This window comes from Hyphomicrobium sp. (assembly GCF_036833075.1).
Taxonomy (GTDB): Bacteria; Pseudomonadota; Alphaproteobacteria; order Rhizobiales; family Hyphomicrobiaceae; genus Hyphomicrobium_C.
Map to the genome: position 1 here is coordinate 21,113 of NZ_DAITQL010000003.1, position 26,898 is coordinate 48,010.

Genomic DNA, 26,898 nt, shown 5'->3' on the forward strand with positions numbered 1-26,898 from the left:
GGTGCCGCCGTCAGAACGGATCTTCTGCACCGCTTCTATAGCGTCGAGGAGGTTGCGGTGGCGCGTAAAAACGGCCCCGCCGGGTCTCTGCTTGACCACCCAAAGCGAAGATCTGCTTTTCGCTGTGCGTCCCTGTGGCATCGTCACCTGCACGGAGGAGCCACCCGACGTGGCTTAGCAAGCCGAAAGGAATGCATTTAATTAACAGATTCTACCTAGGTGGTCTGGATTCGCCAAGTCGACTTTGGTGCAGTGCCGCAAACGGTGGGCGATATCGGATTCCGGATTAGCCATTGCTTGGTAGGGGCTGGTCTTGTGGCGTTTATGTGCCTGGCCCGGCTGTTCGCCTTTGCTTGGATCGGCTGGCGATGTAGCTGGGGCGAAGATGCGTGTAGCGTTGCAGCATCTTCCAGTCCTTGTGGCCGGAGACGGAGGCCACTTGCGGAATGTCCCAATCCGCTTCGAACAGGCGGCTGATGCCTTCGTGGCGCAGGTCGTGGAAGTGCAGGTCTTCAATTTGCAACTCAAGGCACGCGCGACGGAACGCAGCGCCCATGGAGCGTGAGCAGTAGGGGAAGATTGCGCCTTGCGATGATGCCCATTCCCGTTGCTCCTTAATAAGAGCCACGGCATCGAAGCCGGTGTCGGCGACAAGCGGGATGACCTGATCGTTGGTGGCCTTGGCGCGGGGATGCTTGCGCTGCCGGATGAGTACCGTAGCGGCTTCATCATTGAAGTCATCGAACAGGATGCGGGTGATCTCTTCCTGCCGCATGGCGGTGGCGACGGCGAACTTGATGATGCGTTCCATCGGGATGAGCGTTCTCGGCCGGAAGCGGAAGAACGCCAGAAGGCGGTTCAATTCGTCCTGCGTTGGGCGACGGTCGCGCTCGACGGAACTGCCGACCAAGCCAAGCCGCATCAAAGCAATGCGGGCGAGACGCAAGTCATCCGTCGGCACCTTGTGGCCGTAGACGGCGGACGCGTGCTCGAAGACGGTTTTGATGAAGCCGAGGTCGCCGGAGAGCGTGGAGGGGCCTGCTCCTTCTTTGGCACGGCGGCGGCCGAACTCGATGACACGTTCTCGGGTGAAGTGGGCGAGGCGCACCTTTCCCACGTCGCGGTCATCTTGAAGGCGGAGCAGGGCGTGCTCCTTGCTGCGCTGGGCGGCTTTGCCGACCTCGGCCATGTCGTCCAGATGCGTCTGGATGAGTTGGCCCACGGTGTCCGTTTTAACGGAATCCCGTGTGGTGGGCGTTTCGCCCCTGTCGGCCCGGCCGTGCTGCTCTGTGGCCCATCGCTCGGCTAGGGATTTTAGCCTAAAGGTCTTCGAAACCGATTTGCCGTGGTAGCGGAATTGGGCTCGCCAGTTGCCGGAGGGGAGTTTGACGATGGTTGCCATGTCTGTCTGTCCAATGCCCTATGGGACGCATCCGCAATGCAGGCTGTTCGTGCTCACGCCGTGCTCACGTGAGCAATTCGTGAGCACGGAAGCTGAAAACTGCTCACGGAAGGTGAGAACAACTGCGAACATTACTCACGCCCGTTCATGGTTTATACCTTGAAAACTATAGGAAAATCATTGGATTATCAATCCCATAGATTTTGCGTCGCCCCCATGATGGACTGGACGGACCGGCATTGCCGGACGTTCCATCGCCTCATGACGCGGAAGGCACGGCTCTACACGGAGATGGTGACGGCGGAGGCCGTGATCCACGGCGACCGAGCGCGCCTCCTCGGGTTCGACGGCGCCGAGCGGCCCCTGGCGCTGCAACTCGGCGGATCGGATCCGGCGCGGCTCGCCGAAGCGGCCGCCATCGGCGAAGCGGCCGGCTACGACGAGATCAATCTCAATATCGGGTGTCCATCGAGCCGCGTGCAGGAGGGGCGCTTCGGCGCCTGCCTGATGGCGGAGCCGGAGCTCGTGGCGGCGTGCGCCAGCGCGATGACGGCACGAGTCAGGATCCCCGTCACGGTCAAGTGCCGCATCGGCATCGACGACCAGGACAGCGAGGCGGACCTCTCGCGCTTCATCGCGACTGTTGCCGACGCGGGCATCAGCACCTTCATCGTGCATGCGCGCAAGGCGTGGCTCGAAGGGCTTTCTCCGAAGGAGAACCGGGAGGTCCCGTCGCTCGACTATGCGCGCGTCTACCGGCTCAAGGCGTCGCGGCCCGATCTCACCATCGTTCTCAACGGCGGCATCGAGACGCTCGCGGCGTCGGCGGACCATCTCGAGCATGTGGATGGCGTGATGCTTGGCCGCGCCGCGTATCAGACGCCCTACATCCTGGCCGGGATCGACCGGACGTTTTTCGCGGCGCATGAGCCCGAGCCAGCGCGCGGCGAGATCCTGAACCGTCTGGTGCCGTATGTGCGCGATCATCTCGCGCGCGGCGGGCGGCTCAACTCCGTGACGCGGCATATCCTCGGGCTCTACCACGGCCAGCCGCGCGCGCGGCAGTTCCGGCGTCATTTGTCCGAGCACGGCGTGGGCGAAGGACCGGGCCTCGATGTGCTGATGGAGGCGATCGCCATCGCCGAGCGCCGCGAGGACACCGCGATCCCCGCTTCCGCTGCGGCGGTCGGGGCGTAGGGGCCCGGCGCATGGATCCGGCACTGGCCAGCGGCGACCTTGTATGGCTCGCGCTCGCGCTCGTCGCCGCGGGGATCGCGACGGGCTTTCTCGCCGGGCTGCTCGGCATCGGCGGCGGCGGCGTGCTGGTACCGGTGCTGTACGAGACCTTCACGTTCCTCGGCGTGCCGGACGGCATCCGCATGCATCTGGTGCTCGGCACCTCGTTCGCGGTGATCGTGCCGACCGCGATCTCGTCGTTTCGCGGACATCTTCGGAAGGGTTTCGTCGAAACCGCGGTGCTGCGCCGCCTCGGGCCGTTCGTCGTCGCGGGCGTCCTCGTCGGCGCCGTGCTGGTGTCCAGCGTCTCGAGCGCGGCGCTCAAGGGGGTGTGGATCGTGTGCGGAGCCCTCCTGTCGGTCAAAATGGCGCTCGGGCGCGAGGACTGGCGGATCGCCGACGACGTTCCCAATAACGCTCCGGTCCGGCTCGCGGCGTTCTCGATCGGCCTCGTCTCGACGCTGATGAGCATCGGCGGAGGCATGTTCCTGGTGTCGCTCTTCACGCTCTGCGGCTGGCCGATCCTGAAAGCGGTGGCGACCTCGAGCGGGTTCGGGCCGCTGATCGCCGTCCCCGGGCTCATCGGCTACGTGTGGGCGGGCTGGGGCAATCCGGAGCTGCCGCCCCTCTCGCTCGGCTTCGTCAGCATGCTCGGTGCGGCGATCATCATCCCGTCGAGCGTGCTGGCGGCGCCGTTCGGCGTGCGCGTCGCGCACGGCCTCCCGCGGCGCAAGCTCGAGCTGGCGTTTGCCGCCTTCCTCGCGCTCGTCGCCTTGCGGCTGCTCGCCTCGATGCTCTGACGGGCGCGCGGAGGAGGGGCTCAGATCTTCTGATTGTATTCGCCGACCTCGGGGAACTTCGCGAGCCGGGTCTCGATGTCGCGGAACATGGCGATCTTGTTCGCCTCCGAGACCGGGCTTTCGACGACGATCACCAGCTCCGGCTTGTTGGAGGAGGCGCGCACGAGGCCCCAGGTTCCGTCCGCGAGCGTCACACGCACGCCGTTGACGGTGACGAGATCGCGGATCTTCTGATCCGCAACCGTGCCGCCGCTTCTGGCGAGCGCCTCGTACTCGGCCACGATCTTCTCGACGATGCCGTATTTCTTCTCGTCGTCGCAGTGGGGCGACATGGTCGGCGACTGGTAGGTCTTGGGGAGCGCGCGCCTGAGGTCGGCAAGGGTTTTCCCATGCGCCCGGTCGAGCATGTCGCAGACGGCGATGGCGGCGACGAGGCCGTCGTCGTAGCCGCGCCCGAGCGGCGGCTGGAAGAAGAAGTGCCCGCTCTTCTCGAAGCCGACCAGGGCCTTCTGCTCGAAGGTGTAGCGCTTCATGTAGGAATGGCCGGTCTTCCAGTAGAGCGTCCTGGCGCCGGCCGCCTGGAGGACGGGATCGGTCATGAAGAGGCCGGTGGATTTCACGTCGGCGACGAAGACCGGGTTCTTGTGAATGGCGGAGATGTCGCGGGCGAGCATGACGCCGACGGTGTCGGCGAAGATCTCGTGGCCCTCGTTGTCGACCACGCCGCAGCGGTCGCCGTCGCCGTCGAAGCCCAGGCCCACGTCGGCCTTGTGCGTCACCACCGCGTCGGCGATGGCGTGTAGCATCGTCATATCCTCGGGGTTCGGATTGTAGCGCGGGAAGCTGTGGTCGAGCTCCGCGTCGAGCGGCACCACCTCGCAGCCGATGGCCGCGAGCACTTGCGGCGCGAAGGCGCCGGCCGTGCCGTTGCCGCAGGCGGCGACCACCTTGAGCGGGTGCTTCAGACGCGGGCGGTTGGCGAGCGCCGCCATGTAGCGCTCGGCGAGGTCGGGCACGAAGATATAGCGCCCGCCCGATTGCGCTTCGAACGCGCCGTTGAGCACGATCTCTTTCAGCCGGCTCATCTCGTCGGGGCCGAAGGTCAAGGGGCGTGCGAGCCCCATCTTGATGCCGGTCCAGCCGTTGTCGTTGTGGGAGGCCGTGACCATGGCGACGCCTTCGACGTCGAGTTCGAACTGGGCGAAGTAGGCCATAGGCGAGAGCGCAAGCCCGATGTCGTGCACCTCGAAGCCGCCGGCCAGCAGGCCGGTGATCAGCGCCTGCTTCACCGCGCCCGAGTACCAGCGGTAGTCGTGGCCGACGACGATGCGTTTCGCCACCCCGCGCTCGGTGAACAGGGCGGCCATGCCGAGCCCCACGGCGTTGAGCCCCATCAGGTTGATCTCCTGCGGGAACAGCCAGCGCGCGTCGTATTCGCGGAAGCCCGTCGGCTTCACCAGCGGCAGCCGCTCGAAGTCGAGCGTATTGGGCTTCAGGTCGGCGCGGGGTTTGGGAAACATCGGGAGGCCTTCTCGTGAAGCGCGCCGGGCGAGCGGCGCGCGGTGTCGGCGGCAATGATGGCTGGCTGATGCAAAGGGAATGCGGCGAAATCGGGGGTGGAGCGAAAGCGTCCGTGCACGGCGCTCTTTATGCACCACTGCCGCAGCGTCCGCCACACGCCGCCAGCGCTACAATGCGCCGCGACCGAAATGGTTCAGGGATGAGCGTATCACTCGACCAGCGTCAGGCGTCCCTGGCTGATGTCCACGCGCTCGAGGCGGGAAAGAAAGCTCATGCCGAGCAGCGTCTTGTCGAGGCGGCCGCGCTCTGAGACGGCGGCGCGCACGTCGCGCACCGTGATGCCCCCGATGCTCACGCTGTCCAGCATGACAGGGGCGACGGCGGCCGGGCCGTTGGCGGTGTTGACCCGGGCGGTGAAGTCCGACCGCTTGAGCCTGAGGCCCGCGCGTTCCGCATCTTCATATGTCAATGCAACCATGGAGGCTCCGGTATCGACCATCACGTCGAGCGGGCGTCCGTTCACCTCGGCGGTGGCGTAATAGTGGCCATCGGCGAAGGCTTCGAGCTTCTCCACGCCGTTCGCGCGCTGCGCGGCGGAGAGGGGAGCGGCTTCGGCTGTCGCCGCCGGCCCGTCGGGGGTGTGAAGGCCGAGGGCGTCGCCCACGGCGGTGCGCAGGCTCTCGTAGTGGACGATGCCGGCGATGAGGATGGCGGCTGCAGCCCCCCAGCTCGCAAACTCGCCGAAGAGGGATCGCGTGCCGGAGGAAAGGGCCATGCTCGGAGTCCCGGTACGGCTTGCCCCGTCGCTGGGACGCGCCTGTCTGGTTTTTCGGCTCTCAGCCCCGCAGGGTCAGGAAATCGCCGGAAAACTCATAGGAGCGCAAACGCTTTAAGAAACTCATACCGAGTAGGTTCTCGTTGAGCGCACCCGGCTGGGCGACGAGCGCCTCCACGTCACGGACCTCGAGCGGCCCGACGGAGATCGATTTCAGGCGCACCGGAGCGGCGTAGGTGGTGCCGTTGGCGGTCGATACCGGCGTCGTGAAGGAGAGCGCGGCGGTGTCGATACCGACGCGCGCGGCGTCGGCCGGCTTCAGCACCACCGTCGAGGCGCCGGTGTCGACCAGCAGCGCCAGGCTCACGCCGTTGGCAGCGCCGCGGGCGACGAAATGGCCATTGTCCTGGCGGCGCAGGCGAACCGCCTGCTCGCCCGCGGGCGTCGTCTCCATGAGGATGGTATGGCCGGGCGGCAGCACCTCGCCCGCCACCCGGTTGACCACGGTGCGAAGCTCCTCGCGGTAGGTATAGCCGACCACCAGCGCCAGCCCGATCAGCATCCACACCGCCACGTGACGGACGGCGTCGCGCCGGCGGCCGTGATAGTCGCCGCTCAGCATCGCGAGGTAGAGGAGGCCGAGGGCCAGCAGGCCGATCACGTAGCCGATGTTGTCGCCGAGGACGCTGGAAAGCTGACTGCTGTCGCCGTCGCTCAGCATCCAGAAGAGCGCGATCAGGGCGGCGAGGACGGCGAGGAGGACTGCGAGCATGGTCGTTACGGCGTTTCCGGCTGCATTCTCGATCGGGCGCGGGGTGCGCGGGTCGCAAGCTCCGCCATGATCCGGCGGCGCTCGGCGTCCGTGTAGGAGGTCCAGCGGGCAATCTCATGGCGCGATCGGCGGCAACCTTCGCAGAGGCCGTCCGCGGGATCGATGACGCAGATCTTGATGCAGGGGGATTCCATCATTGGCAAATCTAGGGATTCCAGCCCCTTCGCTCAAGCGTGGCCGCCGCGTAAAGCTGGCCGGCGCGGGAGGTACGGTGGTCTCTATGCCGAACCTTCTTGGCGACGTGTCTGGGCCCCGCCCTACGGGGGGTTGTGAGGATACTATCCGGTTGCCCCGAATAGAACGTCATCCCGGCCTCATGGCGGAGCCATGCTCCGCATGGACGGCCGGGATCCGGGACACGCCGATTGCTCGCACCGGCCTTGTTCCCGCCCGGAAAGACGCTCAGGCCACGCGCGGGGGGCGTGTGGTCGGTGCGGGCGGTCTCGGCGTCACGCGCAGGTGCGGCTTGCGCGTCGAGGGCGGCGGCTGGCGATGGCGCTCGGCTCCGAGCGGCTGAAGCGGCGCCACGCTCGTGAGCACGCGCTGCGGAGGCAGCGTCACGCGGACCACGGTTCCCTTGCGCAGCTCGGAGGCGAGGTCGAACGTGCCGCCGTGCAGCTCGATCAGGTTCTGCACGATCGGCAGTCCGAGCCCCGTGCCGCCCTCGGCGGTCTCGTGGGCGAGCGAGCCCTGGCCGAACGCCTGCAGCACTTTTGGGATCTCGTCCTGCGGGATGCCAGGGCCCGTGTCGGCGACGGACAGCATCTGGCCGCCGTCCGCGGTCGGAGCCACCGTGACGGCGACGGCGCCGCCCCGGGGCGTGAACTTGATGGCGTTGGAAAGCAGGTTGAGGCAGATCTGGCGCATGGCCCGCACGTCGATCCAGACCTGGGGCAGATCCGGCGCAATCGACAGGTCGACGCGGAGGCCCTTGCCGGAGGCCCTCAGCATAAGAAGGCGCTCGCAGTCCTGCGCGATGTCGCCGAGGTGGGCGCGCTCCTCGACGAGCTCATAACGGCCGGCCTCGATGCGCGACAGGTCGAGGATCTCGTTGATGAGCTGCAGCAGGTGGCGGCCGCTTTCGTAGATGTCGTTGGCGTACTCACGATAGACGGGCGCGGAGTGCGGGCCGAACATCTCGTCCTTCATCACTTCCGAGAAGCCCATGATGGCGTTGAGCGGTGTTCTGAGCTCGTGGCTCATGGTGGCGAGGAAGCGCGATTTCGCCTTGCTGCCGGCTTCCGCGCGGCGGCGTGCTTCGTCCGAGAGCAGCCGCTCCTCGTCGAGCTCGGCGATCAGGATGTCCTTCTGGGCGCGGAACGCCAGCATCTGCAGCGTCGTCTGCTGCAGGCCCTTGGCCAGGAAGACGAAGTAGACGTGAACGCCGACCGCCATGGTGGTGAGCGCGTAGTAGAACGGCTCCTCGAGCATGATGAGGCGCGCCGAGACCGCGAGCGTCATGGGGATGGTGCCCACGTAGAGCAGGCTCATCACCGTCGACGTGAACGTCATGCGCACGGCGAGCAGCACAATCAGGGAGGCAAAGATGAAGACGTGGGAGGAGAACACGACCGACTGTGCGGCATGATCCTGGTCGAAGAAGCCCACGAGTGCGAACCCGGCCCAGACGAGCCCGGAGAACGCTTCGGCGAGGAAGAACTTCCGCCGCCACGGCCCGAGATCGTCGTCGGGGCGAACCTGGGCGATGAAGCGGCGGCACAGTTCGAGCAGCGTCACCTTCGACATGATGACGAGGATCAGCCACAGGCAGCCTTCGATCCACGGCGCCCAGAACATGGAGGCGAGCGCGAAGATCGCGGCCAGGGCCCAGATCGTTACCGATGCCGACAGCTCGTTGCGGGCGAAGACCGATATCAGCTCGTATTCGAACTCGGGCTTAATCTCGCTGCGCCGCTTCAACCGATCGCGCGCGGCGCGCACGTCTTCATCGCCGCGCTTGCGGGCGACGTGGCGCTCGCGCAGGTCTGCAAGGATTTTCTTTCGGGTCTCTTGGTCCATATGTCCGCCGTAGAGGCGATCACGACGGCCAATTCACTCCTCCCGGTTCCTGTTGAAACAGGGCCTTGCCGCATATCTTGCGAGGGTGATAGGTCGTGGGTTCTGCCACGGCTACTCTCCCCAGAATTCGCTAACGATGGGTTAGCCCCGGGACGGGACGCGCTGTTCCCTACGGAACAGGCGGACCGTGCATAAGGCTCGAAGGTGGGAGGGCGGGGGCGGCCAGCGCGGGAGCCGGACATGAAGCTCACAGTCATTGGATCGAGCGATGCCTTCGGCTCCGGCGGGCGGCTTCAGACCTGTTTTCACGTCGCCCTGACGCAGGGAAGCTTCCTCATCGACTGCGGCGCCACGTCGCTCACCGGTCTGTTTCGGCAAGGCATTGATCCTAATAGCATTTCTACAGTGTTCGTGTCGCATCTGCATGGCGACCACTTCGGTGGACTCGTCTGGTTCCTGATCCATGCGGTGCATGTCGCGGATCGGCGGGCGCCCTTGACCGTGGTCGGGCCGCTCGGCATTGCGGAGCGCTTCGACGCCGCCGCCGAAGCCCTGTTTCCCGGATCGACGAAAGCTGAACGGCGTTTCGAGCTGCGCTTCCGGACTTGGCGGGATTTCGAGCCGCTGGAGGAGGGGGGCGTGCGGGTGACGCCGTTCGTCGTCAGCCACCCGTCGGGGGCCACGCCTTACGCCCTCCGGTTTGAGGCCGGCGGCAAGGTGCTGGCATTCTCCGGCGACACGGAATGGGTCGAGGCGCTGGTCGCGGCCGCTCAGGGCGCGGACCTTTTCATCTGCGAGTGCTTCGCGTTCGAGCGCGCGGCGAGCTATCATCTCAACTGGCGGACAATCGAGGCCAACCTCCCGCGGCTCGGCGCCAGGCACGTGATGCTGACGCATCTGGGGCCTGAAGCGCTGGCCAACCGCGACGCGATCCGCCACCCCCAGGTGAGCCTCGCCGAGGACGGGCTGCAACGCGACGTCTGATCCACCGCGGCCAAAGGAGGGAAACGCCCGCGTGACACGTGCGCTCGACCGTCTGGTGCGCGAGGTCCGCCACTGCCGGCGCTGCGTTGATGCGCCGGACGGCGCGCCGCTTCCCCACGAGCCGCGCCCGGTTCTGCGCGTCTCGGCGACGGCGCGGCTGGCGGTCGTCGGACAGGCGCCGGGGACGCGAGTCCACGCCTCGGGCGTGCCGTTCAGCGATCCGTCGGGCGTGCGGCTTCGGGCGTGGATGGGCGTCGGCGATGCCGAGTTCTACGACGAGCAGCGGGTCGCCATCCTCCCGATGGGGTTCTGCTTTCCGGGCCTCGGCAAGACCGGCGGAGACCTGCCGCCGCGCAGGGAGTGCGCGCCCCTCTGGCGCCCGCGCCTGTTCGCCCTGCTGCCACAACTCGAGCTGGTGCTTCTGGTCGGGCTTTACGCCCAGCGCTGGCATCTCGGGGCCGACTGCGGGGCGACGCTCGGAGAGACGGTGCGCGATTACCGCCGCCTTCTCGCGCGGCCGGGCCCTCCGCGCTTCTTTCCGATGCCGCACCCCTCCTGGCGCAACAATGCATGGCTGAAGCGCAACCCCTGGTTCGAGGCGGACCTGCTGCCGGAACTCAGACGGGAAGTCGCCGCCCTTATTTGACCCGTTGGCGAAAAATAAACCAAAGTCCCCCCTTGACCGCGGGGGTGCAAAAAACTGACTTTATGCAATCGCGATAATTAGGAATTTCATTTCAGCGCGGTCGCTCATGCTCGACGACATGGACGTCAAGATCCTGGCCATCCTGCAGGAAGACTGCACGCGGCCCGTCGCCGAGATCGGCAAGGAGATCGGCCTCTCCACCACGCCCTGCTGGCGGCGCATCCAGAAGCTCGAGGAGCTGGGCGTCATCAAGCGGCGCGTCGCGGTGCTGGATCCTGTCAAGGTCAACGCGGGCGTCACCGTGTTCATCTCGATCAAGACCGACCAGCACAGCCTCGCCTGGCTCGAGCGCTTCCACAGCGCGGTCGCGGAGTTTCCCGAGGTGGTCGAGTTCTATCGCATGTCGGGCGACGTGGATTATCTCTTGCGCGTCGCGGTGCCGGACATCGCCGCATATGACGTGTTCTACAAGAAGCTCATCTCCAACGTTGAGATCGCGAAGGTCTCCTCGGCGTTCGCCATGGAGGAGATCAAGCACACGACAGCGCTGCCGCTCGAATTCGCGCGGCCGCCGACGGAGAAACGCAAGGGCGGCTAGGTCATGACCTAGACTCAACGTCACTCCGGCGAAGCCTGCCCCGGCGAAGGCCGGGGACCGGAGTCCAGCCACACTGCCGCACACCGAAACGACCGCGCTTCGGGCGCGCTTTTTAGTACGCGGCCCCGATCCCGGCGCGCCTCACGCGCGGGAGGCGGAGGGTGAGGGCAGGCGCGCGATCAGGCTCGAGGTGTCCCAGCGGCTGCCGCCCTGATCCTGCACCTCCGCATAAAAGCGGTCGACGATCTCCGTCACCGGCAGCGCCGCGCCGTTGCGCCGCGCCTCCGCGAGGCAGATGCCGAGGTCCTTGCGCATCCAGTCGACGGCGAAACCGAAGTCGAACCGGCGCGCGTGCATGGTCTGCCAGCGGTTCTCCATCTGCCACGACTGGGCCGCCCCCTTCGAGATGGTGTCGATGACGGCCGCCACGTCGAGACCGGCGTTCTCGGCGAAGGCGATGGCCTCCGAAAGCCCCTGCAGGAGGCCCGCGATGGCGATCTGGTTCACCATCTTGGCGAGCTGGCCCGATCCAGACGGACCCATGAGCCGCACCGCCCTGGCGAAGGCACGGATCGCGGGCTCGGCCGATCGGAACGCCTCCGCGTCCCCGCCGCACATGACGGTGAGCTGGCCCGCCTCGGCACCCGCCTGGCCGCCGGAGACCGGGGCGTCGATGAAGGCGAGCCCGCGCCGCGTGGCCTCTGCGGCAAGCTCGCGCGCGACGTCGGCGGACGCGGTGGTGTGGTCGATGAAGATCGCGCCCTCGCGCATGGCGTGGAACGCGCCGTCAGGTCCGAGCGTCATCTGTCGCAGATCGTCGTCGTTGCCGACGCAGCAGAATACGAGGTCCGCCCCCTCCGCCGCGGCGCGCGGGGTGGCTTTGGCCGTGCCCGCCCCGTACGCTGCGACCCAGGCCTCGGCCTTGGCCGCCGTGCGGTTGTAAACGGAGACGTCGTGTCCGCCTCGGGTCAAGAGATGCCCGGCCATGGGGTAGCCCATGACGCCGAGCCCGATCCATGCAACGTTTGCCATCCTCGAACCCTGTTCTTAGCCCGGCGGCCGTTGTATCGAATTTCGCTCGCGGCTCAAACCCCGAGCGGCGAGGCGAAGTCCCGAGGCGATCCCGATGGCTGACAGCACGGTTTCCGATACCGCAGTCACGTTCGACGACGTGATGCGCGCGGCCGAGGTCATCGAGGGCGCGGTGGTCCGCACGCCCTGCGACCGCAGCACGACGCTCTCCCGCGATCTCGGCGCGGAGATCTGGCTCAAGTTCGAGAACCTGCAGTTCACCTCCTCCTACAAGGAGCGCGGGGCATTGAACCGGCTCTCGGCGTTGACCCCGGCCGAGCGCGCGCGCGGCGTGATCGCCATGTCGGCCGGCAACCACGCCCAGGGCGTCTCGTATCACGCGGGCCGGCTCGGCATTCCGGCAACGATCGTGATGCCGGAGGGAACGCCAGCGGTGAAGGCCGAGAATACCAAGCGCTGGGGTGCGCACGTCATCCTCGAAGGAAAGACGCTCGAGGACGCAGCGCGCTTCGCGCGCGCCTACGGCGCGGAGCATGGGCTCGTATTCGTGCATCCGTTCGACGATCCGCTGGTCATCGCCGGGCAGGGAACGGTGGCACTCGAGATGCTCGCTCAGGTGCCGGCCATCGACACCCTGATCGTGCCGGTGGGCGGCGGCGGCCTCATCGCCGGCATGGCGGTGGCGGCCAAGACCCTGAAGCCCGACATCGAGATCGTCGGCGTCGAGGCGGCGCTTTATCCCTCGATGTACAACGTCATCAAGGGCACGCAGATGCCGGCGCGCGGCGACACGCTGGCCGAAGGCATCGCGGTGGCCGATCCCGGCTCGCTCACCGCCGCGATCATCGGCCGCCTCGTGGACGACATCGTGCTCGTCAGCGAGACCGATCTCGAGCGGGCGACGTTCGCGCTCCTGATGATCGAGAAGACGGTCGTCGAAGGCGCGGGCGCAGCGGGGCTTGCCGCCGTCATCGCCGACCGGCAGCGCTGGAAGGGGCGCACGCTGGGGCTTCCGCTGACGGGCGGCAACATCGACCCGCGCCTGCTCGCAAGCGTGCTGACGCGGGAGTTGGCCCGCGAGGGGCGGCTCTCGCGGCTCACGATCGATATTCCGGACCGGCCGGGCGAGCTGTCGCGCGTCTCGTCCGTGGTCGGCCAGGCGGGTGCCAACATCGTCGAGGTCTACCATCAGCGCGTGTTCACGGATTTGCCGGCGCGCGGCACGGAGCTCAACCTCGTGATCGAGACGCGCGACCGCTCGCATCTCGAAGGCGTGCTCGCGCAGCTCGAAGCCAAAGGTTACCGCGTGATCGTCAAGACCGCGCAGGCGCCCGGATAGGCCACGCCGGTGCTCTGCGGATGCGTGTCTGTATTCCGGCCTTCGCCGGCGCGGGCTGCGTGGGGTGACGTTGAGTTTGCGGCAACCGGCGTCCCAACAACAGACGTCATCCCGGCCTCATGGCGGAGCCATGCTCCGCGCATGGACGGCCGGGATCCAGACACGTCGGCAATGGCCGCTGCGGCTCCTGCGTCATGCGGCCTTCGACGGAACTTTCGCGAGCGTATCGCCAAGCAGCGTCAGGGCCTCGGCCAAAGCGCGCTCGCGGTTGGCGGCGCGCGATGGCTCCTGCGATCGGATTTCCGCATGACGAACCTGTCCGCCCCGGGTTGCGGCGGCGATGTGGATCAGGCCGACGGGATTGCCGTCCTCGTCCGGCTCCGGCCCGAGAACGCCCGTAACGGCAACCGCGACATCCGCGCCGCTGGCATCGAGGGCCCCGGTCGCCATGCACTCGGCCACCTCGCGGCTGACGGCGGTGTGCGCCGCGATCAACACGGCGGGGACACCGAGCAGCCGGGTCTTGCACGCCTTCGCGTAGGTCACGAAGCCGCCCTGGAAGCAGCTCCCCGCACCCGGTGCGTCGGCGAGCAGAGCGGCAAGCGTGCCCGCGGTGCAGGATTCGGCCGTCACGATCGCCAGCGCCTTCTCACCGGCATGCACCACGATCCGCGCGGCCAGTCTGTCGAGCCCGGATGACATGCTCACAGAACGGATGGACCCGCCCCGGCGTTCCCTGGGTCATGGAGCGAGGAGGCGTATCATGACGGTCGACTGGAGTGCGGTGTTTATTCCGAGCCTGGGCGTTCTCGAGGTCGTTGCCCGGGGCACGCTCATGTATCTCGCGTTGTTCGCCATCCTGCGCTTCATCGCGCGGCGTCAGGCGGGGCAGTTCGGGCCGGCGGACCTGCTCGTCATCGTGCTGATCGCGGATGCCGCACAGAACGGGCTCGGCAAGGACTACCAGTCCGTCACCGAGGGCATCGTGCTCGTGCTCACCATCGTGTTCTGGGAATACGTCATCGACTGGCTGGCATGGCGCTTCCCCGCGCTGAGGCCGGTGCTCACGGCGCCGTCGCTCAAGCTCATCGAGAATGGGCATCTCGTGCCAGACGCGCTGCGCGCCGAGATGCTGACGGAGGACGAGCTCATGAGCCAATTGCGCCAGAACGAGGTCGAGGACGTGCGCGAGGTGCGCCTCGCGCGCCTCGAAGGCGACGGACGCATCAGCGTGCTGAAGCGGAAGGTGTAGCCACTGTTTTGCCTTCCTGAACTCGTGGGTTGCGCAAGCTTCCACAAATACGACGCCGCAGGATCCTCGTGTGACGCGGATTAGCGCCCTTCGCGCCACCAGGCCATGGCCAGCAGGGCGAGGAGGGCGGCAAGGGCGAGGAGCCCGGTGAACATCGGCGTCAGATTCACGCCCTTGGTCACGAACGCCTCGCGGTCGCTGAGGCCCATCCAGCCGGAGCCCGCCAGCACGCGCGCCCCCGACATCAGCGTCACGCGCGGCACCGTCACACTGGAGCCCGCGCTCGCCGGGTCCGTGCGCGTCCAGAACACGCCGCCCCCCGTCTGCTCGATCAGGGGCTTGAGCTTCTGGTCTGTGGCGACCACCTCGCTCATCTCGCGCGGGTCCTCGACGCCGGCGTGGGCGACCGCGGTGAGCGGCCCCGACGTCGCCTGCGTCTCGGCTTTGTAGAGACCCGGCAGCGTCACATCGAGCGTCGTCTTCCAGACGCCCGGCCGCTCGCGCTCGAGCTTGATCTCCTGGCGCTCGCCGCCCGGTGCGGAGAGGACGACCGGCGCCACGGCATCCTCGAGCGTGCGCCGTTCGAGCGTGAGCTTGAGGCCACGCGCCGAGGCGATCAGGCGTTCCTCCTCGAGGTCGGGCTCCTTCATCAGCCAGTGCGAGAGACGGCGCAGGAGATCGGTATGCGGGCCGCCGCCGTCATAGCCGCGCGCCCACAGCCAGGCGTGGTCGGAGGTGAGCAGCGCCACGCGGCCCTTGCCCATGCGGTCGAGCACCAGCAGCGGCTTGTCCTCCGCGCCCTGCATGACGACGCGCCCGCGGTCGGGCCGGACCTCGGCCTGGCGGAACCAGTGGCCCCAGGTCGGGGGACGATCGGGGTTCGTCGTGTTGGCGCCTTGCAGCCCCTGCGTGACCGGATGGCGGAAGCCTTCCTCGGTGATCCGCGCGCGGAACGGCTCCTCGAGGACGCGCCCGGTGGGCGCAGCCGGAAGGATCGGCGAGAGCGGCGTGCGGTAGAGGCTGGTCATGCCCGCGTAATCGTTGCCGGCCGCGATCAGCACCGCTCCGCCGTGACCTTCCACGTAGCGGGCGATGTTGTCATAGTAGGCGAGCTGCAGGATGCCGCGATGCTCGTAGCGATCGAAGATGATCAGGTCGAAGTCGCGGATCTTGTCCGAGAACAGCTCCTTGGTCGGGAAGGCGATCAGCGAGAGCTGGTTGATCGGCGTGCCGTCCTGCTTCTCGGGCGGACGTAGAATGGTGAAGTGGACGAGGTCGACGGCGGCGTCCGATTTGAGGAGGTTGCGCCAGGTGCGTTCGCCCGCGTGCGGCTCGCCCGAGACGAGGAGCACGCGCAGGTTCTCGCGCACGCCCTCCGCGACGATGACGACGCGGTTGTTGGCGGCCGTCAGCTCGCCCGGCGCGGTCTCGAGCTCGACCTCGAGGATGTTGGTCCCGGCATGCGGAAACGGCATCTCGATGGCGACGCGCTCGTCGATGGCGGCCGTGCGCAGCTCGTCCGGACGGCCCTCGCGGCGCACGCGGAGCTGAACCGGCTTGCCGGAGCCTGCCCCCTTTCCCGTCTCGCGCACGGCGATCTCGATGTCGCGCGACTGGCCGACGAGACCGTAGCGCGGCGCCTCGATGGTCTCGATGCGCCGGTCGAACTCGTTCGGCGTGCCGGTGAGCAGGGCGTGGACGGGCGCGTCGAAGCCGAGCGCGGCGGTGGACTTCGGAATGTCGTGCACCTGCCCGTCGGTGATGAAGACGACGCCGGCGATGCGGTCGGGCGGCGTGTTCGTGAGCGCCGTGTTGAGCGCGGCGAAGAGCTGCGTGCCCTGCCCGGCGGCGGTGTCGCCCTTGGCGGAGACCGCCCACTTGACCTCGAGGTTCTCAATCTTGCCGAGGCGCGCCTCAAGCTCGCTGCGGATGGCGGCCTTCTGCTCGGGGCGCTTGTCGATCTGCTGGCTCGTCGACTCGTCGACGACCACGAGCGCAATGTTGGCGAGGCTCTCGCGCTCCTCCTGGCGGAGCGTGGGGTTGAGGAGGGCGGCGAGCAGGGCTGCGAGCGCCGCGCCGCGCCACAGGGCGCCGCGGCTCCTGCGGAAGACGAGCAGCGCTGCGAGCGCAAGCGCGACGATGCCGGCCGCCCACAGGAGCGGCGTCGGGACCAGCGGCGCAAATTCGATCGACCAGTTCATACGTTCGTCCTTGCGCGTCGCGCAATTCCCTGCCCCACGTCATGCCGGAGGCATGTCTTCGGCACGTCATGCCGGAGGCATGCCATCGGCATGTCATGTCGAAGACATGCCTCCGGTATGACGGGGGAGGAACATGTCGAGTGCGTCGCTCCCGACATCCAGACCTTGTTCCTCATCTTCATTGACCCAAGCGCTCGAGCAGCGCAGGGACGTGCACCTGATCGGCCTTGTAGTTGCCGGTCAGCGCGTGCATCACGATGTTGATGCCGGTGCGCAGCGACATCTCGCGCTGGCTCTCGCCGCCCGGCACCACCGGATAGAGCGGGCGGCCGGTGCTATCGAGCGCCCAGGCTGCCGCGAAATCGTTCGAGGTGATCATGATCGAGGTCACGCCGTCGGCGCGCCGCGCCCTGCGGCCGTCGCCGTCGCTCGCCTCCGTTGCCTCGACCCAGAGCTGCCCGCCATCCCACCGGCCCGGGAACGAGCGCAGCAGATAGAAGGATTTCGTCAGCACGTGGTCCTCGGGAACCGGCTCGAGGCGCGGCACGTCGAGCGCGCCAAGGACGCGCCTCAGCGCCGCGCCGTTGCGCCCGTCGAGGCTCGAGCCGCTCGGGACGCCGGACCCGTAGTCGCGCGTGTCGAAGATGATCATGCCGCCCTGCTTCATGTACGCGTCGACCTTGGCGAGCGTCGGTTGCGGCAGGGGCTTGGCGTTGTCGAGGATCGGCCAGTAGAGCACCGGATAGAAGGCGATCTCGTCCTTGATGATGTCGACGGCCATAGGATCGCCCGGCTCGACGGCGGTACGCACGGCGAGCACTCGCGAAAGGCCCTCGAGCCCGGCCTTGCTCGTGGCGTCCGCACTCGCATCGCCCGTCAGCACGTAGCCCAGCGTCACGTTGTCGGTGGCCTTCTGGGCCGTCATGCCGCCGGGCACCTGGGAGATGTCGTCGCGCGGATCGAGCCGCCGCGATTGCGCCTCGGCCGGGTGGGAGGCGAAGGCGCCGGCCGCGAGGCCGAGCGCGAGCAGCACGCCCGCGGCCGCGCGTCCGCCGGGCGCGCGCCGCATCCGCGACGTGATCGCGCCGAGCGCACCCATGAGGGCCAGCACGGCGACGATGTCGACGAAGATCAGCGCCAGCGCGCCGGTCAGCAGCGCGGGGGCGAGCGGCGTGGACGGCTGGGTCTCGTAGAGCATGCGAGCGGCTCCCGATCCGCGGGGAAGCGGCGCGAGGACGCTCTTCCGATCGAGGACGTTCAGCGCGTGCGGGCTGCCCTGGGCGCCATAGTATCCGGGCGGATGCACGAGGCTGGCCCTGGCGGTAGCGATGGCGCCGGCCGGTATGGCTTCCGCGGTCGGCGGCGGGGGGCCCAGGAGGCCGAAGCCGTTCAGCGTCTGCACCGGGGCGAACGCCTCCACGGGCTCGGCGCGCGCGCTGCTCGACGCGTCCGCCCGCGCTTCGCCTGCCGTCCCGCCGCCGGCGTTTTCGGTGGCGTCCTGGGGCGACAGGCTCCCGAGCGCCGTGATCCGGCGCAGCATCTCGACGAACAGGCCCGACATCGGGAGGTTCGACCAGTCAGAGTTGGCGGTGACGTGGAACAACACGATCTGGCCGTTGCCCCGCCCGGCGGCCGTGACCAGCGGTGTGCCGTCGGCGAGGCGCGCCCAGACCTTGACGGCGGGCGTGAGCTGCGCCGGGTCGGCAAGCACCTGTCGGCTGACCGCCACGTCCCCGGGGACGGTGAGGCCGGCGAAGATGCTGGTGTCGTCGAAGCGCGCGAGCGGCTGCGGGTTGGACCACGAAAGCGCGCCACCGAGCGTGCGTCCGCCCATCCGGAGCGCGACGGGCAGGAGGTCGTCGCCGCCGCTTTCGAGCCTGGGGCCGGCGAAGCGCACCAGCACGCCGCCGCGTTCGACCCATGCCCTGACTTTGTCCTTCACCTCTCCCGAGAGCGTGCCGATGTCGGCCAGCATAAGCACGCTCGCCTTCTCGTCGAGCACGGTGCCGATGCCCTTCGCGAGGTTGTGGTCCTTCGGCCGGATGATCTCCGCGTAGGGCTGGACGGCCTTCTCGAGATAGTAGAGCGGGGCGAGGAGCGGCTGCGCCTGCTCCTGGCTCTCGCCCGAGATCATGCCGACGCGCTGCCATTGCGAGCGCCCGTCGAGCAGGCTCACGGCGCCCGCCGAGCGCTCGGATGCGAGCCCGAGGCGGGTCACCTGGTTGCGAAGCTCGAGCGGCAGATCGAAGACGACCTCGGCCTCCGTCGCGCCGCTCGCGAGCGCGAAGGGCGCTTCTCCGAGCCGTTGGCCGCGGGCCGAGAAGGCATCGATGCGCCCGCTGCGGGCCGGGCCGCCCGTGCGCAGCACGGTGGCGGTCAGCTTGCCGTCCGCCCCGACGCCTGCGGCGAGGCCGAGCGGCTCGTCGCCGCCTGCGTCCTCGACCATGGCGAACGTGCCCTGGCCGGCGGCCTGCTCGAGCCCTTGCGCGAAGGCGGCCGCTTCGCCGTCGTGGTCGATGCCGTCGGCGAGCCAGAGGATGTTCGATGCGGCGACGTTGGCCGTCGACAGCGTCGCCGTCAGCGCCGCGAGCGTGCCCTTGCGGTCGGGCGCGAAGGGCTGGGGCTCGATGGCGCCGAGCGCCGATCTCGCGTCGCCCGGCGTTGTGAGGCTCAGGGTCCGCGATCGCGCCGCGGGCGCCGTCTCGGCGACGATGGCGGGACGGTTCTGGCGCTGCGCCTCGGCGAGGATCTCCTCGGCGAGCGCGGTGCGCCGCGTCCAGCCCGACGCCGCCGGCCAGCCGTTGTCGATCACGACGACGACCGGGCCGGTCCCGGTCATGACGCGGTCGCGGGCCGGGTTCAGCACCGGCTCGGAGAGGGCGAAAATCACGAGCGCCGCCGCGAGCAGGCGCACGAGCAGAAGCCACCACGGCGTCTTGGCCGGCGTCTTCTCCTCGTTCTCGAGGCCGACCAGGATGCGGGTCGCCGGGAATTCCACCTGCTTCGGCCGCGGCGGGACCGTTTTCAGAAGCCAATAGATGAGCGGCAAGGTGGCGAGCCCCGCAAGCAGCCACGGGTTGAGGAAAGCCAGGGCGCCGATGCTCATGGGGCGCCTCCCGCGTCGGTGGCACCCTGCCAGCGGTAGCCGTGCACGCGGCCTTCGAGGCGCATGACCAGGGTCAGCAGCGGCTCGGTCGGCGGGCGGTCGGTGTGATGGACGAGGAACGACCAGCCGAGCCGCACGGCGATGTCCTGCAACGCCTCGCGATGCGCCTGGAGGCGGGCCTGGTAGCGCGCGCGCAGGCTTTCGGCGCGGTCGGCAATCCAGCTCTCCCCGCCTTCCGAAGCCAGAAACTCGGTGCGCCCCTCGTAGGGAAGCGTCTCCTCGGCCGGGTCGAGCACCTGCACGAGATGTCCCGTGGCGCCGCCCGCAGCGAGCGTCTCGATGCTCGCACGCACCTCGTCGATGGGATCGAGAAAATCGCTGAACAGGATCACGCCTGAGAAGCGGCTGATGCGCGCCGGCGACGGCTTGCCGGAGGCGAGCTGCGGCGCGGTTGCGTGGGTGGCGATGGCTTCTGCGAGCCGTGTCGAGGCCCGCCGGCTCGTCGTCGGCAGCGTCAGCCCGAGAAGCCCGACGCGCTCGCCGCCGCGGACCAGAAGCTCGGCGGCCGCGAGCGTCAGCACGAGCGCGCGGTCATGCTTGGTGACGTTCGCGAGGTGGCTCCGGAACCGCATCGACGGCGAGAGGTCGGGCCACAGCCAGAGCGTATGCGCCGCCTCCCACTCGCGCTCGCGCACGTAGAGGTGGTCGGAGCTCGCGGAGCGGCGCCAGTCGATGAGCTGGGCGGAATCCATCGATTCGTAGGTGCGGAACTGCCAGAACGTTTCGCCCGGGCCGGCGCGGCGACGGCCGTGGATGCCGTGCGCCACCGTCTGCGCGATGCGGTCGGCTTCGATGAGCAGGTCCGGAAGCGTCTCGGCAAGCGCATGGGCGTCGCGCTCGAGCCGGAAGACGCGCCCGTCGCCGTCGTGGCCGGATGATCCCGGGACGTGGCCGCGGGGTGCCGCCATGCCCGTCACTCCGCCGCGTGTGCGAGGCGGGCGATCAGCGGCGCCAGCTCCATGCCTTCGGCACGGGCCGCGAAGGAAAGCGCCATGCGGTGCTTGAGGACAGGCTCGGCGAGCTCGATCACGTCGTCGATCGAGGGCGCGAGACGGCCGTCGACGAGCGCCTTGGCGCGCACGGCGAGCGTCAGGGCCTGGCTCGCGCGAGGGCCCGGGCCCCAGGCGACGAAGCGGTCTGTTTCCTCGCTCGCGCCGGTGCCGGGGCGGGCCGAGCGCACGAGCCGCAGAATGGCTTCGACAACCTTGTCCGGTACCGGGATCTGGCGCACGAGGCGCTGGATCGACGCCAGCTCCGCCGCCGTCAGCACGCTCTCGACGACCCGCTCGTCGGTGCCCGTGGTCGCGTACAGCATGCGCCGCTCGGCGGCGAGGTCCGGATAGGTGACGTCGATCTCGAGCAGGAAGCGGTCGAGCTGCGCTTCGGGGAGGGGATAGGTGCCTTCCTGCTCGAGCGGGTTCTGGGTCGCGAGCACGTGGAACGGCTGCGGCACGTCGTGGCGCGTGCCGGCAACCGTGACGTGATGCTCCTGCATGGCCTGCAGAAGCGCCGACTGGGTCTTGGGCGAGGCGCGGTTGATCTCGTCCGCCATCAGGAGCTGCGTGAAGATCGGGCCCTTGATGAAGCGGAACGAGCGCCGCTCGCCGGGCGCCTCCTCGAGCACCTCCGAGCCAATGATGTCGGACGGCATGAGGTCGGGCGTGAACTGGATGCGCTTGGCTTCGAGGCCGAGCACGCGGCCCAGCGTCTCGACGAGCAGCGTCTTGGCGAGGCCCGGCACGCCGATCAGGAGCGCATGCCCGCCGGACAGGATGGTAATCAGCGTCCGCTCGATGACGACATCCTGGCCGAAGATGACGGACGCGGCCGCCTTGTGCGCGCGCTTCATGCGATCGGCCGCCGCCTCGAGCCGGGGAACGATGGTTTCGTCGGTCTGGATCACGCTGCTCATGGACTGGCCGGCTCTCCCGTTTTCTTGGCTTCGCGCGAGGCGAAATGGGACGCACGGCTGCGCCGCCCGCCCGTAGATATCCCTGGAGGTTGTGATTGTGACCGGCTGGACGGGTCTCCGGTCAAGTTAAACCTCGGTAAGACGCCCCCGCTGTCCTGTCTTTTCAGGGTCTTGGCAGGATCCCCGCCGGGGGAGCGCCTCAAAACGGACAGCAGCGCGCGTCCGTTGGGGGCTTGACACGCGCGCACTGGACTCAATCTTCGATTCAGGATGCAAGTTCCCAGGATGGAAAGACTTGAAGACCTTCTCAAGGCCGCCGAAGGCCGAGGCGCCGCGCCGGTCGAGCTGTGGGACCCGCCCTATTGCGGCGATATCGGGCTTTCCGTCTCGCGCGACGGGCGCTGGCACTACCAGGGAAGCCCGATCCCGCGTCCGGCGCTCGTCAAGCTGTTCGCGCGCGTGCTGAGGCGGGACGCGGACGGGCGCTTCTATCTCGTGACACCGGCGGAGAAGGTCGACGTGGCGGTCGCCGACGCGCCGTTCCTGGCCGTCGAGATGCAGGGGCTCGGCAGCGGCCGCGGCCAGACCCTCCTGTTTCGGACCAATGTCGACGACGTCGTACGGTGTGGCCCCGACCATCCCCTGCGGTTCGCCGCGGCCGACCCCACGGGCGGGCTGAAGCCGTACCTGCACGTGCGCGGACGGCTTGAGGCGCTGGTGACGCGCGCGCTCGTCTACGATCTCGTGGAGCGGGCGGCGGAAGGTTCGGACGGCCACCTCGGCCTCTGGAGCGATGGCGCGTTCTTTCCGTTGCCGGGATGAGGACCGTGCGCCAGTCTGCCGGGCGTGCGCAGAATGTGCCTTGGGTACGCCGCTCGCAGCGGGCTCAGGGGCCGGCGGTCGAGGCTTTGGTGGGTGCGTCGGTCGCGGTAGGCTTGGTGTGCTTGTCAGCCGCGACCTTCGTCTTCTTCTCGCCGCCGTCCGCCTTGGCTTCCTCCCCGTCCGGCCCGTAGCGTTTGGCGCACTGGCGGTAGAGGAACTTGTTGATCGACTTGATCATCGGGCGGTGAAAGATGCCGAGCTTGTCCTCGAGCTGGGCTGCGGTCCAGATCGTCGATTTCACGTCGTCGGGTCCCTCGATGTTCTCGAGGTTAATCCAGACCTTGTCCGCCTTGCCGTCCTTGAAGGTGAGCTTCGGCGCCAGCCGCGCCTTGACCGGCTTGATCTCGCCGTCGCGCTCCAGGATGCAGTTCACCTCGTGGGCCGGAACGCGCACGGTGTGCTTCGGCTTGGTCAGCGCCGCGACGATGTCCTTCCGCTGGAGCCGGAGATCGACCGAGCAGCGCGCGTCGCCGAAGCTCCAGGAGACGCCCTTGTCCTTGCCGCCCTCGAGCGAGGACTTGGCCCAGGTCTTCTGCACGTCGCAGGCAAGGTCGCTGCCGACGGGCTCCTTGCCGAGAACCATGGTGCAGAGCCGCTTCTCGCAGGCCTTGAGGGCGGCCATCTCGCCCGGCGGCTCGTCGAGTGCGAGGGCGGGAGGCGCGGCGGCGAGCGCGAGCCAGCCGGCGGCCAGGCAAGCCAGAAGCCGGCTCTCGTCAGACCGGAACGCGGGTTTGGGCATGGTTCGCTCGTCCTCGCATCCCCGGGCGCAGGGAGACGCGCCGCCGGCCTTTGGTCCAAGGTCGTATGCGTCCTGACACCGGATTGAGCCCAGATTTAGGCTCCGCGCCGCTCTCATAGACCAAAGGTCCGTGTCCGGCAGGCTTGAAGCGCCGCAAGGCTTGAGCTACCAAGCATTGACAACGAAGCGCAAAACGGGAGGACCTTATGGGGGTCGATACTTCGGGCGGTCATCCGACCATGGACTACGCCGAGCACACCCGCACGTATGCGAATTTCATCGCCTGGACCAAGACCGGCATCATCTGCATGGTCGTTCTTCTGGCCGGCATGGCGTATTTCCTCGTCTAGTCTCCCTTCAGATCTGCGTATCCGGACGTCGGACGGCGCTGACATCGTAATTCTGGCGCCAACCGCCGTATTTGGAAGGCCGGCCGTCCTCGTGCGGGACGGCATCGCCGGGCGATCCGGTCGGCCCAGTGCGAGCGCGTCAACAGTGCGAGCGTGTCAACGGATGGTTCGATGGTTACGATTGCTGTAACGGCCGAGGGACCGGATGAGCCGCGCGTTGCCGTCTCGCCCGAGACGGTGAAGAAGCTCACGGCGCTGGGCGCCAAGGTGCGCGTTCAGTCCGGGGCAGGCGCCCGCGCGCGCTTCACGGACGATTCGCTGCGGACGGCGGGCGCCGACATCGCCGCCTCTGCCGGCGAGACGCTGGCGGGTGCCGACATTCTCCTCAAGGTGCGCCGGCCGTCGGCCGAAGAGATCGCCGCCTTGAAGCCCGGCGCGATCGTCGCCGCGATCCTCGATCCCTACGACAAAGCCGCCATGGAGCCGTTGGCTGGAACGGGCGCCAGCCTGTTCTCCATGGAGTTCATGCCGCGCATCAGCCGCGCGCAGTCGATGGACGTGCTGTCGAGCCAGGCGAACCTCGCCGGCTACAAGGCCGTCGTCGATGCGGCCTCGCTGTTCGGCCAGGCCCTGCCGATGATGATGACGGCCGCCGGCACGGTTCCCGCCGCGAAAGCCTTCATCATGGGCGTCGGGGTGGCGGGCCTGCAGGCCATCGCCACCGCCCGCCGCCTGGGCGCTGTCGTGTCCGCGACCGACGTTCGGCCGGCCACGAAGGAGCAGGTGCAGTCTCTCGGCGCCAAGTTCATCGCCGTCGAGGACGACGAGTTCAAGCAGGCGCAGACGGCGGCCGGCTACGCAAAGCCGATGTCGCCCGAGTATCAGGCCAAGCAGGCCGAGCTCGTCGCCAACCACATCAAGACCCAGGACATCGTCATCACGACCGCGCTCATCCCGGGGCGACCCGCGCCGAAGCTCATCACCGCCGCCATGCTCGCGGCGATGAAGCCCGGATCGGTGATCGTCGACCTTGCCGCGGAGCGCGGCGGGAACGTCGAAGGCGCGGTGCCCGGCCAGACGGTGGAGGTCTCGGGCGTCAAGATCGTCGCGCCGATCAACCTCGCGGGCTCGCTACCGGTCAACGCGTCGAGCCTCTACGCGAAGAACCTGTTCGCGTTCCTCGAGCTTTTCTTCGACAAGAAGGACAAGTCCTTCAAGGTCAATTGGGACGACGAGATCGTCAAGGGAACGCTGGTCGCCAAGGACGGCAGGATCGTGCATCCCAACCTCGCCCCGCAACCCGCCGCCTGAGGACAGAACCATGCAGACGAATGGATCTGAGACGTGTCTGGGCACCGGCCTTCGCCGGTCGGACGGTGGGTTTCGGCGCTCCGCCGGCAACCGGATCTGGGGCACAGTCGGGATTGCGGCGCTGCTTGCTCTGCTGCCGACGGCGGCGATGGCGGCGGCGGAGGGCATCGGAGGCGCGGTCGATCCCTCGATCTACCGCCTCATGGTGTTCGTGATGGCGATCTTCGTCGGCTACTACGTGGTGTGGAGCGTCACGCCCGCGCTGCATACGCCGCTCATGAGCGTCACCAACGCGATCAGCTCGGTGATCGTGGTCGGCGCGCTCCTGGCCGTCGGCGTCGATCTCGTGGCGGACGGCACGACGCTGGCGCGGATCTTCGGGTTCCTCGCGCTCGTGATGGCCTCGATCAACATCTTCGGCGGCTTCCTCGTCACGAGCCGCATGCTCGCCATGTACAAGAAAAAAGACAAGGCCGGGAAGTAGAGGGAACGCCGATGACCGCCAATATCGCCGCCACCCTCTATCTCGTCGCGGGTGTGCTGTTCATCCTCGCGCTGCGCGGGCTCTCGCATCCCGAGACGAGCCGCAAGGGCAACACCTACGGCATGGTCGGCATGGCGATCGCCATCGTGACGACGCTTGCGGTGTCCAGCCCCGGGAGTTGGGTGACCTGGGCGCTGATCATCGCCGGCCTCGGCACGGGTGCCGCGATCGGCGCCGTGATCGCCCGCAAGATCCCCATGACGCAGATGCCGGAGCTGGTGGCCGCGTTCCACTCGCTCGTCGGTCTCGCGGCGGTGTTCGTGGCGGCGGCGGCGCTCTATGCGCCGGAGGCGTTCGGCATCGGGCACCCGGGCAGCATCGCGGCCGCGAGCCTCGTCGAGATGGGCCTCGGCCTCGCGATCGGCGCCATCACCTTCACGGGCTCCGTCATCGCGTTCGCCAAGCTCTCGGGGCGCATGTCCGGGAAACCGATCATTCTGCCGTTCCGCCACATCGTCAACCTGGCGCTGTTCCTCGGCCTGGCATGGCTCATCTACCAGTTCTGCGTCTCGGGCGGCAGCGCGGGGCTGTTCTGGGCCATCACGCTCATCGCGCTTCTGTTCGGCGCGCTCATCATCATCCCCATCGGCGGCGCGGACATGCCGGTCGTCGTCTCGATGCTCAACTCGTACTCGGGCTGGGCGGCGGCGGGCATCGGCTTCACGCTCGGCAACATCGCGCTCATCATCACCGGCGCGCTGGTCGGCTCTTCGGGCGCGATCCTGAGCTACATCATGTGCAAGGGCATGAACCGCAGCTTCCTCTCGGTGATCGCGGGCGGCTTCGGAGGCGAGGCGGCAGGTCCCGGCGGCGGCGGCGAGCAGAAGCCGGTGAAGCTCGGGTCCGCCGAGGATGCGGCCTACGTCCTGAAGAACGCTTCCAAGGTCATCATCGTCCCCGGCTACGGCATGGCCGTCGCCCAGGCCCAGCACGCGCTACGCGAGATGGCGGATGCGATGAAGAAGGCGGGCGTGGAAGTGAAATATGCGATCCACCCGGTCGCGGGGCGCATGCCGGGCCACATGAACGTGCTGCTCGCCGAAGCCAACGTCCCATACGATGAGGTGTTCGAGCTCGAGGACATCAACTCCGAGTTCGCGCAGGCGGATGCGGTCTACGTCATCGGCGCCAACGACGTCGTGAACCCCGCCGCAGAGGACGACAAGTCCTCGCCCATCTACGGCATGCCCGTGCTGCAGGTGTGGAAGGCGGCGACGGTGTTCTTCAACAAGCGCTCGCTCGCGTCGGGTTACGCCGGCATCGACAACCCGGTGTTCTATCGCGATAATACGGTGATGGTGCTCGGCGATGCCAAGAAGATGACCGAGGAGATCGCCAAGGCGATGGCGCACTAGGT

At 68.0% G+C, this 26,898-nt stretch carries 25 protein-coding genes; 12 read left to right on the forward strand and 13 right to left on the reverse strand.

Annotated features, from left to right (window positions below):
• Positions 1-322: 322 nt before the first annotated feature.
• On the reverse strand, positions 323-1,402 hold the full coding sequence (locus V7082_RS01800; protein WP_334145819.1) for a site-specific integrase: 1,080 nt from the start codon (positions 1,400-1,402) through the stop codon (positions 323-325).
• Positions 1,403-1,582: 180 nt separating this feature from the next.
• On the opposite strand from V7082_RS01800, the gene dusA reads away from it, so the two are divergent.
• Complete coding sequence (gene dusA, locus V7082_RS01805) at positions 1,583-2,599, forward strand: tRNA dihydrouridine(20/20a) synthase DusA (protein WP_442909742.1); 1,017 nt, start codon at positions 1,583-1,585, stop codon at positions 2,597-2,599.
• A gap of 11 nt (positions 2,600-2,610) precedes the next feature.
• On the forward strand, positions 2,611-3,438 hold the full coding sequence (locus V7082_RS01810; protein ID WP_334145822.1) for a sulfite exporter TauE/SafE family protein: 828 nt from the start codon (positions 2,611-2,613) through the stop codon (positions 3,436-3,438).
• A 20-nt stretch (positions 3,439-3,458) separates the two neighbouring features.
• On the opposite strand, the gene V7082_RS01815 is transcribed toward V7082_RS01810, so the two are convergent.
• From V7082_RS01815 to V7082_RS01835, 5 genes are all read right to left on the reverse strand, one after another.
• Positions 3,459-4,958, reverse strand: coding sequence for a phosphomannomutase/phosphoglucomutase (locus V7082_RS01815; RefSeq protein WP_334145823.1), 1,500 nt, complete (start codon positions 4,956-4,958; stop codon positions 3,459-3,461).
• A 209-nt stretch (positions 4,959-5,167) separates the two neighbouring features.
• Entirely contained in the window at positions 5,168-5,734 is a 567-nt protein-coding gene (locus V7082_RS01820) for a retropepsin-like aspartic protease family protein (protein WP_334145824.1), read from the reverse strand.
• A 61-nt stretch (positions 5,735-5,795) separates the two neighbouring features.
• A complete protein-coding gene (locus V7082_RS01825; RefSeq protein ID WP_334145825.1) occupies positions 5,796-6,506 on the reverse strand; it encodes a retropepsin-like aspartic protease family protein in 711 nt (236 codons plus the stop codon).
• Positions 6,507-6,511: 5 nt separating this feature from the next.
• Positions 6,512-6,703: a DUF1289 domain-containing protein gene (locus V7082_RS01830; protein WP_334145827.1), complete on the reverse strand. Its 192-nt coding sequence runs from the start codon at positions 6,701-6,703 to the stop codon at positions 6,512-6,514.
• A 265-nt stretch (positions 6,704-6,968) separates the two neighbouring features.
• Positions 6,969-8,585 (reverse strand): sensor histidine kinase, encoded by a 1,617-nt coding sequence (locus tag V7082_RS01835; protein WP_334145828.1) that lies wholly within the window; start codon positions 8,583-8,585, stop codon positions 6,969-6,971.
• 240 nt (positions 8,586-8,825) lie between these two features.
• On the opposite strand from V7082_RS01835, the gene V7082_RS01840 reads away from it, so the two are divergent.
• From V7082_RS01840 to V7082_RS01850, 3 genes are all read left to right on the forward strand, one after another.
• On the forward strand, positions 8,826-9,569 hold the full coding sequence (locus V7082_RS01840) for an MBL fold metallo-hydrolase (RefSeq protein ID WP_334145829.1): 744 nt from the start codon (positions 8,826-8,828) through the stop codon (positions 9,567-9,569).
• 31 nt (positions 9,570-9,600) lie between these two features.
• Entirely contained in the window at positions 9,601-10,215 is a 615-nt protein-coding gene (locus V7082_RS01845) for a uracil-DNA glycosylase family protein (protein WP_334145830.1), read from the forward strand.
• Positions 10,216-10,321: 106 nt separating this feature from the next.
• The gene (locus tag V7082_RS01850; RefSeq protein ID WP_334145832.1) at positions 10,322-10,813 is read left to right on the forward strand and encodes an Lrp/AsnC family transcriptional regulator; all 492 of its coding nucleotides are present in this window, start codon (positions 10,322-10,324) and stop codon (positions 10,811-10,813) included.
• A 141-nt stretch (positions 10,814-10,954) separates the two neighbouring features.
• On the opposite strand, the gene V7082_RS01855 is transcribed toward V7082_RS01850, so the two are convergent.
• A complete protein-coding gene (locus V7082_RS01855) occupies positions 10,955-11,845 on the reverse strand; it encodes an NAD(P)-dependent oxidoreductase (protein WP_334145834.1) in 891 nt (296 codons plus the stop codon).
• Positions 11,846-11,939: 94 nt separating this feature from the next.
• Here V7082_RS01855 and V7082_RS01860 point away from each other — a divergent pair, with 94 nt between their 5' ends.
• Positions 11,940-13,184 carry a threonine ammonia-lyase gene (locus V7082_RS01860; RefSeq protein ID WP_334145835.1) on the forward strand — a complete coding sequence of 415 codons (1,245 nt, stop codon included), beginning with the start codon at positions 11,940-11,942 and terminating at the stop codon, positions 13,182-13,184.
• A gap of 192 nt (positions 13,185-13,376) precedes the next feature.
• On the opposite strand, the gene V7082_RS01865 is transcribed toward V7082_RS01860, so the two are convergent.
• Positions 13,377-13,886 carry a CinA family protein gene (locus tag V7082_RS01865; protein WP_334145972.1) on the reverse strand — a complete coding sequence of 170 codons (510 nt, stop codon included), beginning with the start codon at positions 13,884-13,886 and terminating at the stop codon, positions 13,377-13,379.
• 61 nt (positions 13,887-13,947) lie between these two features.
• Here V7082_RS01865 and V7082_RS01870 point away from each other — a divergent pair, with 61 nt between their 5' ends.
• Entirely contained in the window at positions 13,948-14,436 is a 489-nt protein-coding gene (locus tag V7082_RS01870) for a DUF421 domain-containing protein (RefSeq protein WP_334145837.1), read from the forward strand.
• Between the two features lie 80 nt (positions 14,437-14,516).
• On the opposite strand, the gene V7082_RS01875 is transcribed toward V7082_RS01870, so the two are convergent.
• The 4 genes from V7082_RS01875 to V7082_RS01890 all read right to left on the reverse strand — a co-directional run bounded on the left by V7082_RS01875 (position 14,517) and on the right by V7082_RS01890 (position 21,715).
• Entirely contained in the window at positions 14,517-16,637 is a 2,121-nt protein-coding gene (locus tag V7082_RS01875) for a hypothetical protein (RefSeq protein WP_334145838.1), read from the reverse strand.
• Positions 16,638-16,815: 178 nt separating this feature from the next.
• The gene (locus V7082_RS01880) at positions 16,816-19,743 is read right to left on the reverse strand and encodes a DUF4159 domain-containing protein (RefSeq protein WP_334145839.1); all 2,928 of its coding nucleotides are present in this window, start codon (positions 19,741-19,743) and stop codon (positions 16,816-16,818) included.
• Positions 19,740-20,711, reverse strand: coding sequence for a DUF58 domain-containing protein (locus tag V7082_RS01885; protein ID WP_334145841.1), 972 nt, complete (start codon positions 20,709-20,711; stop codon positions 19,740-19,742). Before V7082_RS01885 ends, V7082_RS01880 begins: the two co-directional genes overlap by 4 nt.
• A 5-nt stretch (positions 20,712-20,716) precedes the next feature.
• The gene (locus V7082_RS01890; RefSeq protein ID WP_334145842.1) at positions 20,717-21,715 is read right to left on the reverse strand and encodes an AAA family ATPase; all 999 of its coding nucleotides are present in this window, start codon (positions 21,713-21,715) and stop codon (positions 20,717-20,719) included.
• Between the two features lie 285 nt (positions 21,716-22,000).
• Here V7082_RS01890 and V7082_RS01895 point away from each other — a divergent pair, with 285 nt between their 5' ends.
• Positions 22,001-22,537 carry a DUF1285 domain-containing protein gene (locus V7082_RS01895; RefSeq protein WP_334145844.1) on the forward strand — a complete coding sequence of 179 codons (537 nt, stop codon included), beginning with the start codon at positions 22,001-22,003 and terminating at the stop codon, positions 22,535-22,537.
• A gap of 64 nt (positions 22,538-22,601) precedes the next feature.
• On the opposite strand, the gene V7082_RS01900 is transcribed toward V7082_RS01895, so the two are convergent.
• The gene (locus tag V7082_RS01900) at positions 22,602-23,336 is read right to left on the reverse strand and encodes a hypothetical protein (RefSeq protein WP_334145845.1); all 735 of its coding nucleotides are present in this window, start codon (positions 23,334-23,336) and stop codon (positions 22,602-22,604) included.
• Between the two features lie 206 nt (positions 23,337-23,542).
• Here V7082_RS01900 and V7082_RS01905 point away from each other — a divergent pair, with 206 nt between their 5' ends.
• The 4 genes from V7082_RS01905 (at position 23,543) to V7082_RS01920 (ending at position 26,896) form a co-directional block, all read left to right on the forward strand.
• Positions 23,543-23,686, forward strand: a complete 144-nt coding sequence (locus tag V7082_RS01905) for an aa3-type cytochrome c oxidase subunit IV (RefSeq protein WP_334145846.1) — start codon at positions 23,543-23,545, stop codon at positions 23,684-23,686.
• 171 nt (positions 23,687-23,857) lie between these two features.
• Entirely contained in the window at positions 23,858-24,997 is a 1,140-nt protein-coding gene (locus tag V7082_RS01910; RefSeq protein ID WP_334145848.1) for a Re/Si-specific NAD(P)(+) transhydrogenase subunit alpha, read from the forward strand.
• Between the two features lie 10 nt (positions 24,998-25,007).
• Complete coding sequence (locus V7082_RS01915) at positions 25,008-25,481, forward strand: proton-translocating transhydrogenase family protein (RefSeq protein WP_334145850.1); 474 nt, start codon at positions 25,008-25,010, stop codon at positions 25,479-25,481.
• 11 nt (positions 25,482-25,492) lie between these two features.
• Entirely contained in the window at positions 25,493-26,896 is a 1,404-nt protein-coding gene (locus V7082_RS01920; protein WP_334145852.1) for an NAD(P)(+) transhydrogenase (Re/Si-specific) subunit beta, read from the forward strand.
• The last annotated feature ends 2 nt before the right edge of the window (positions 26,897-26,898 follow it).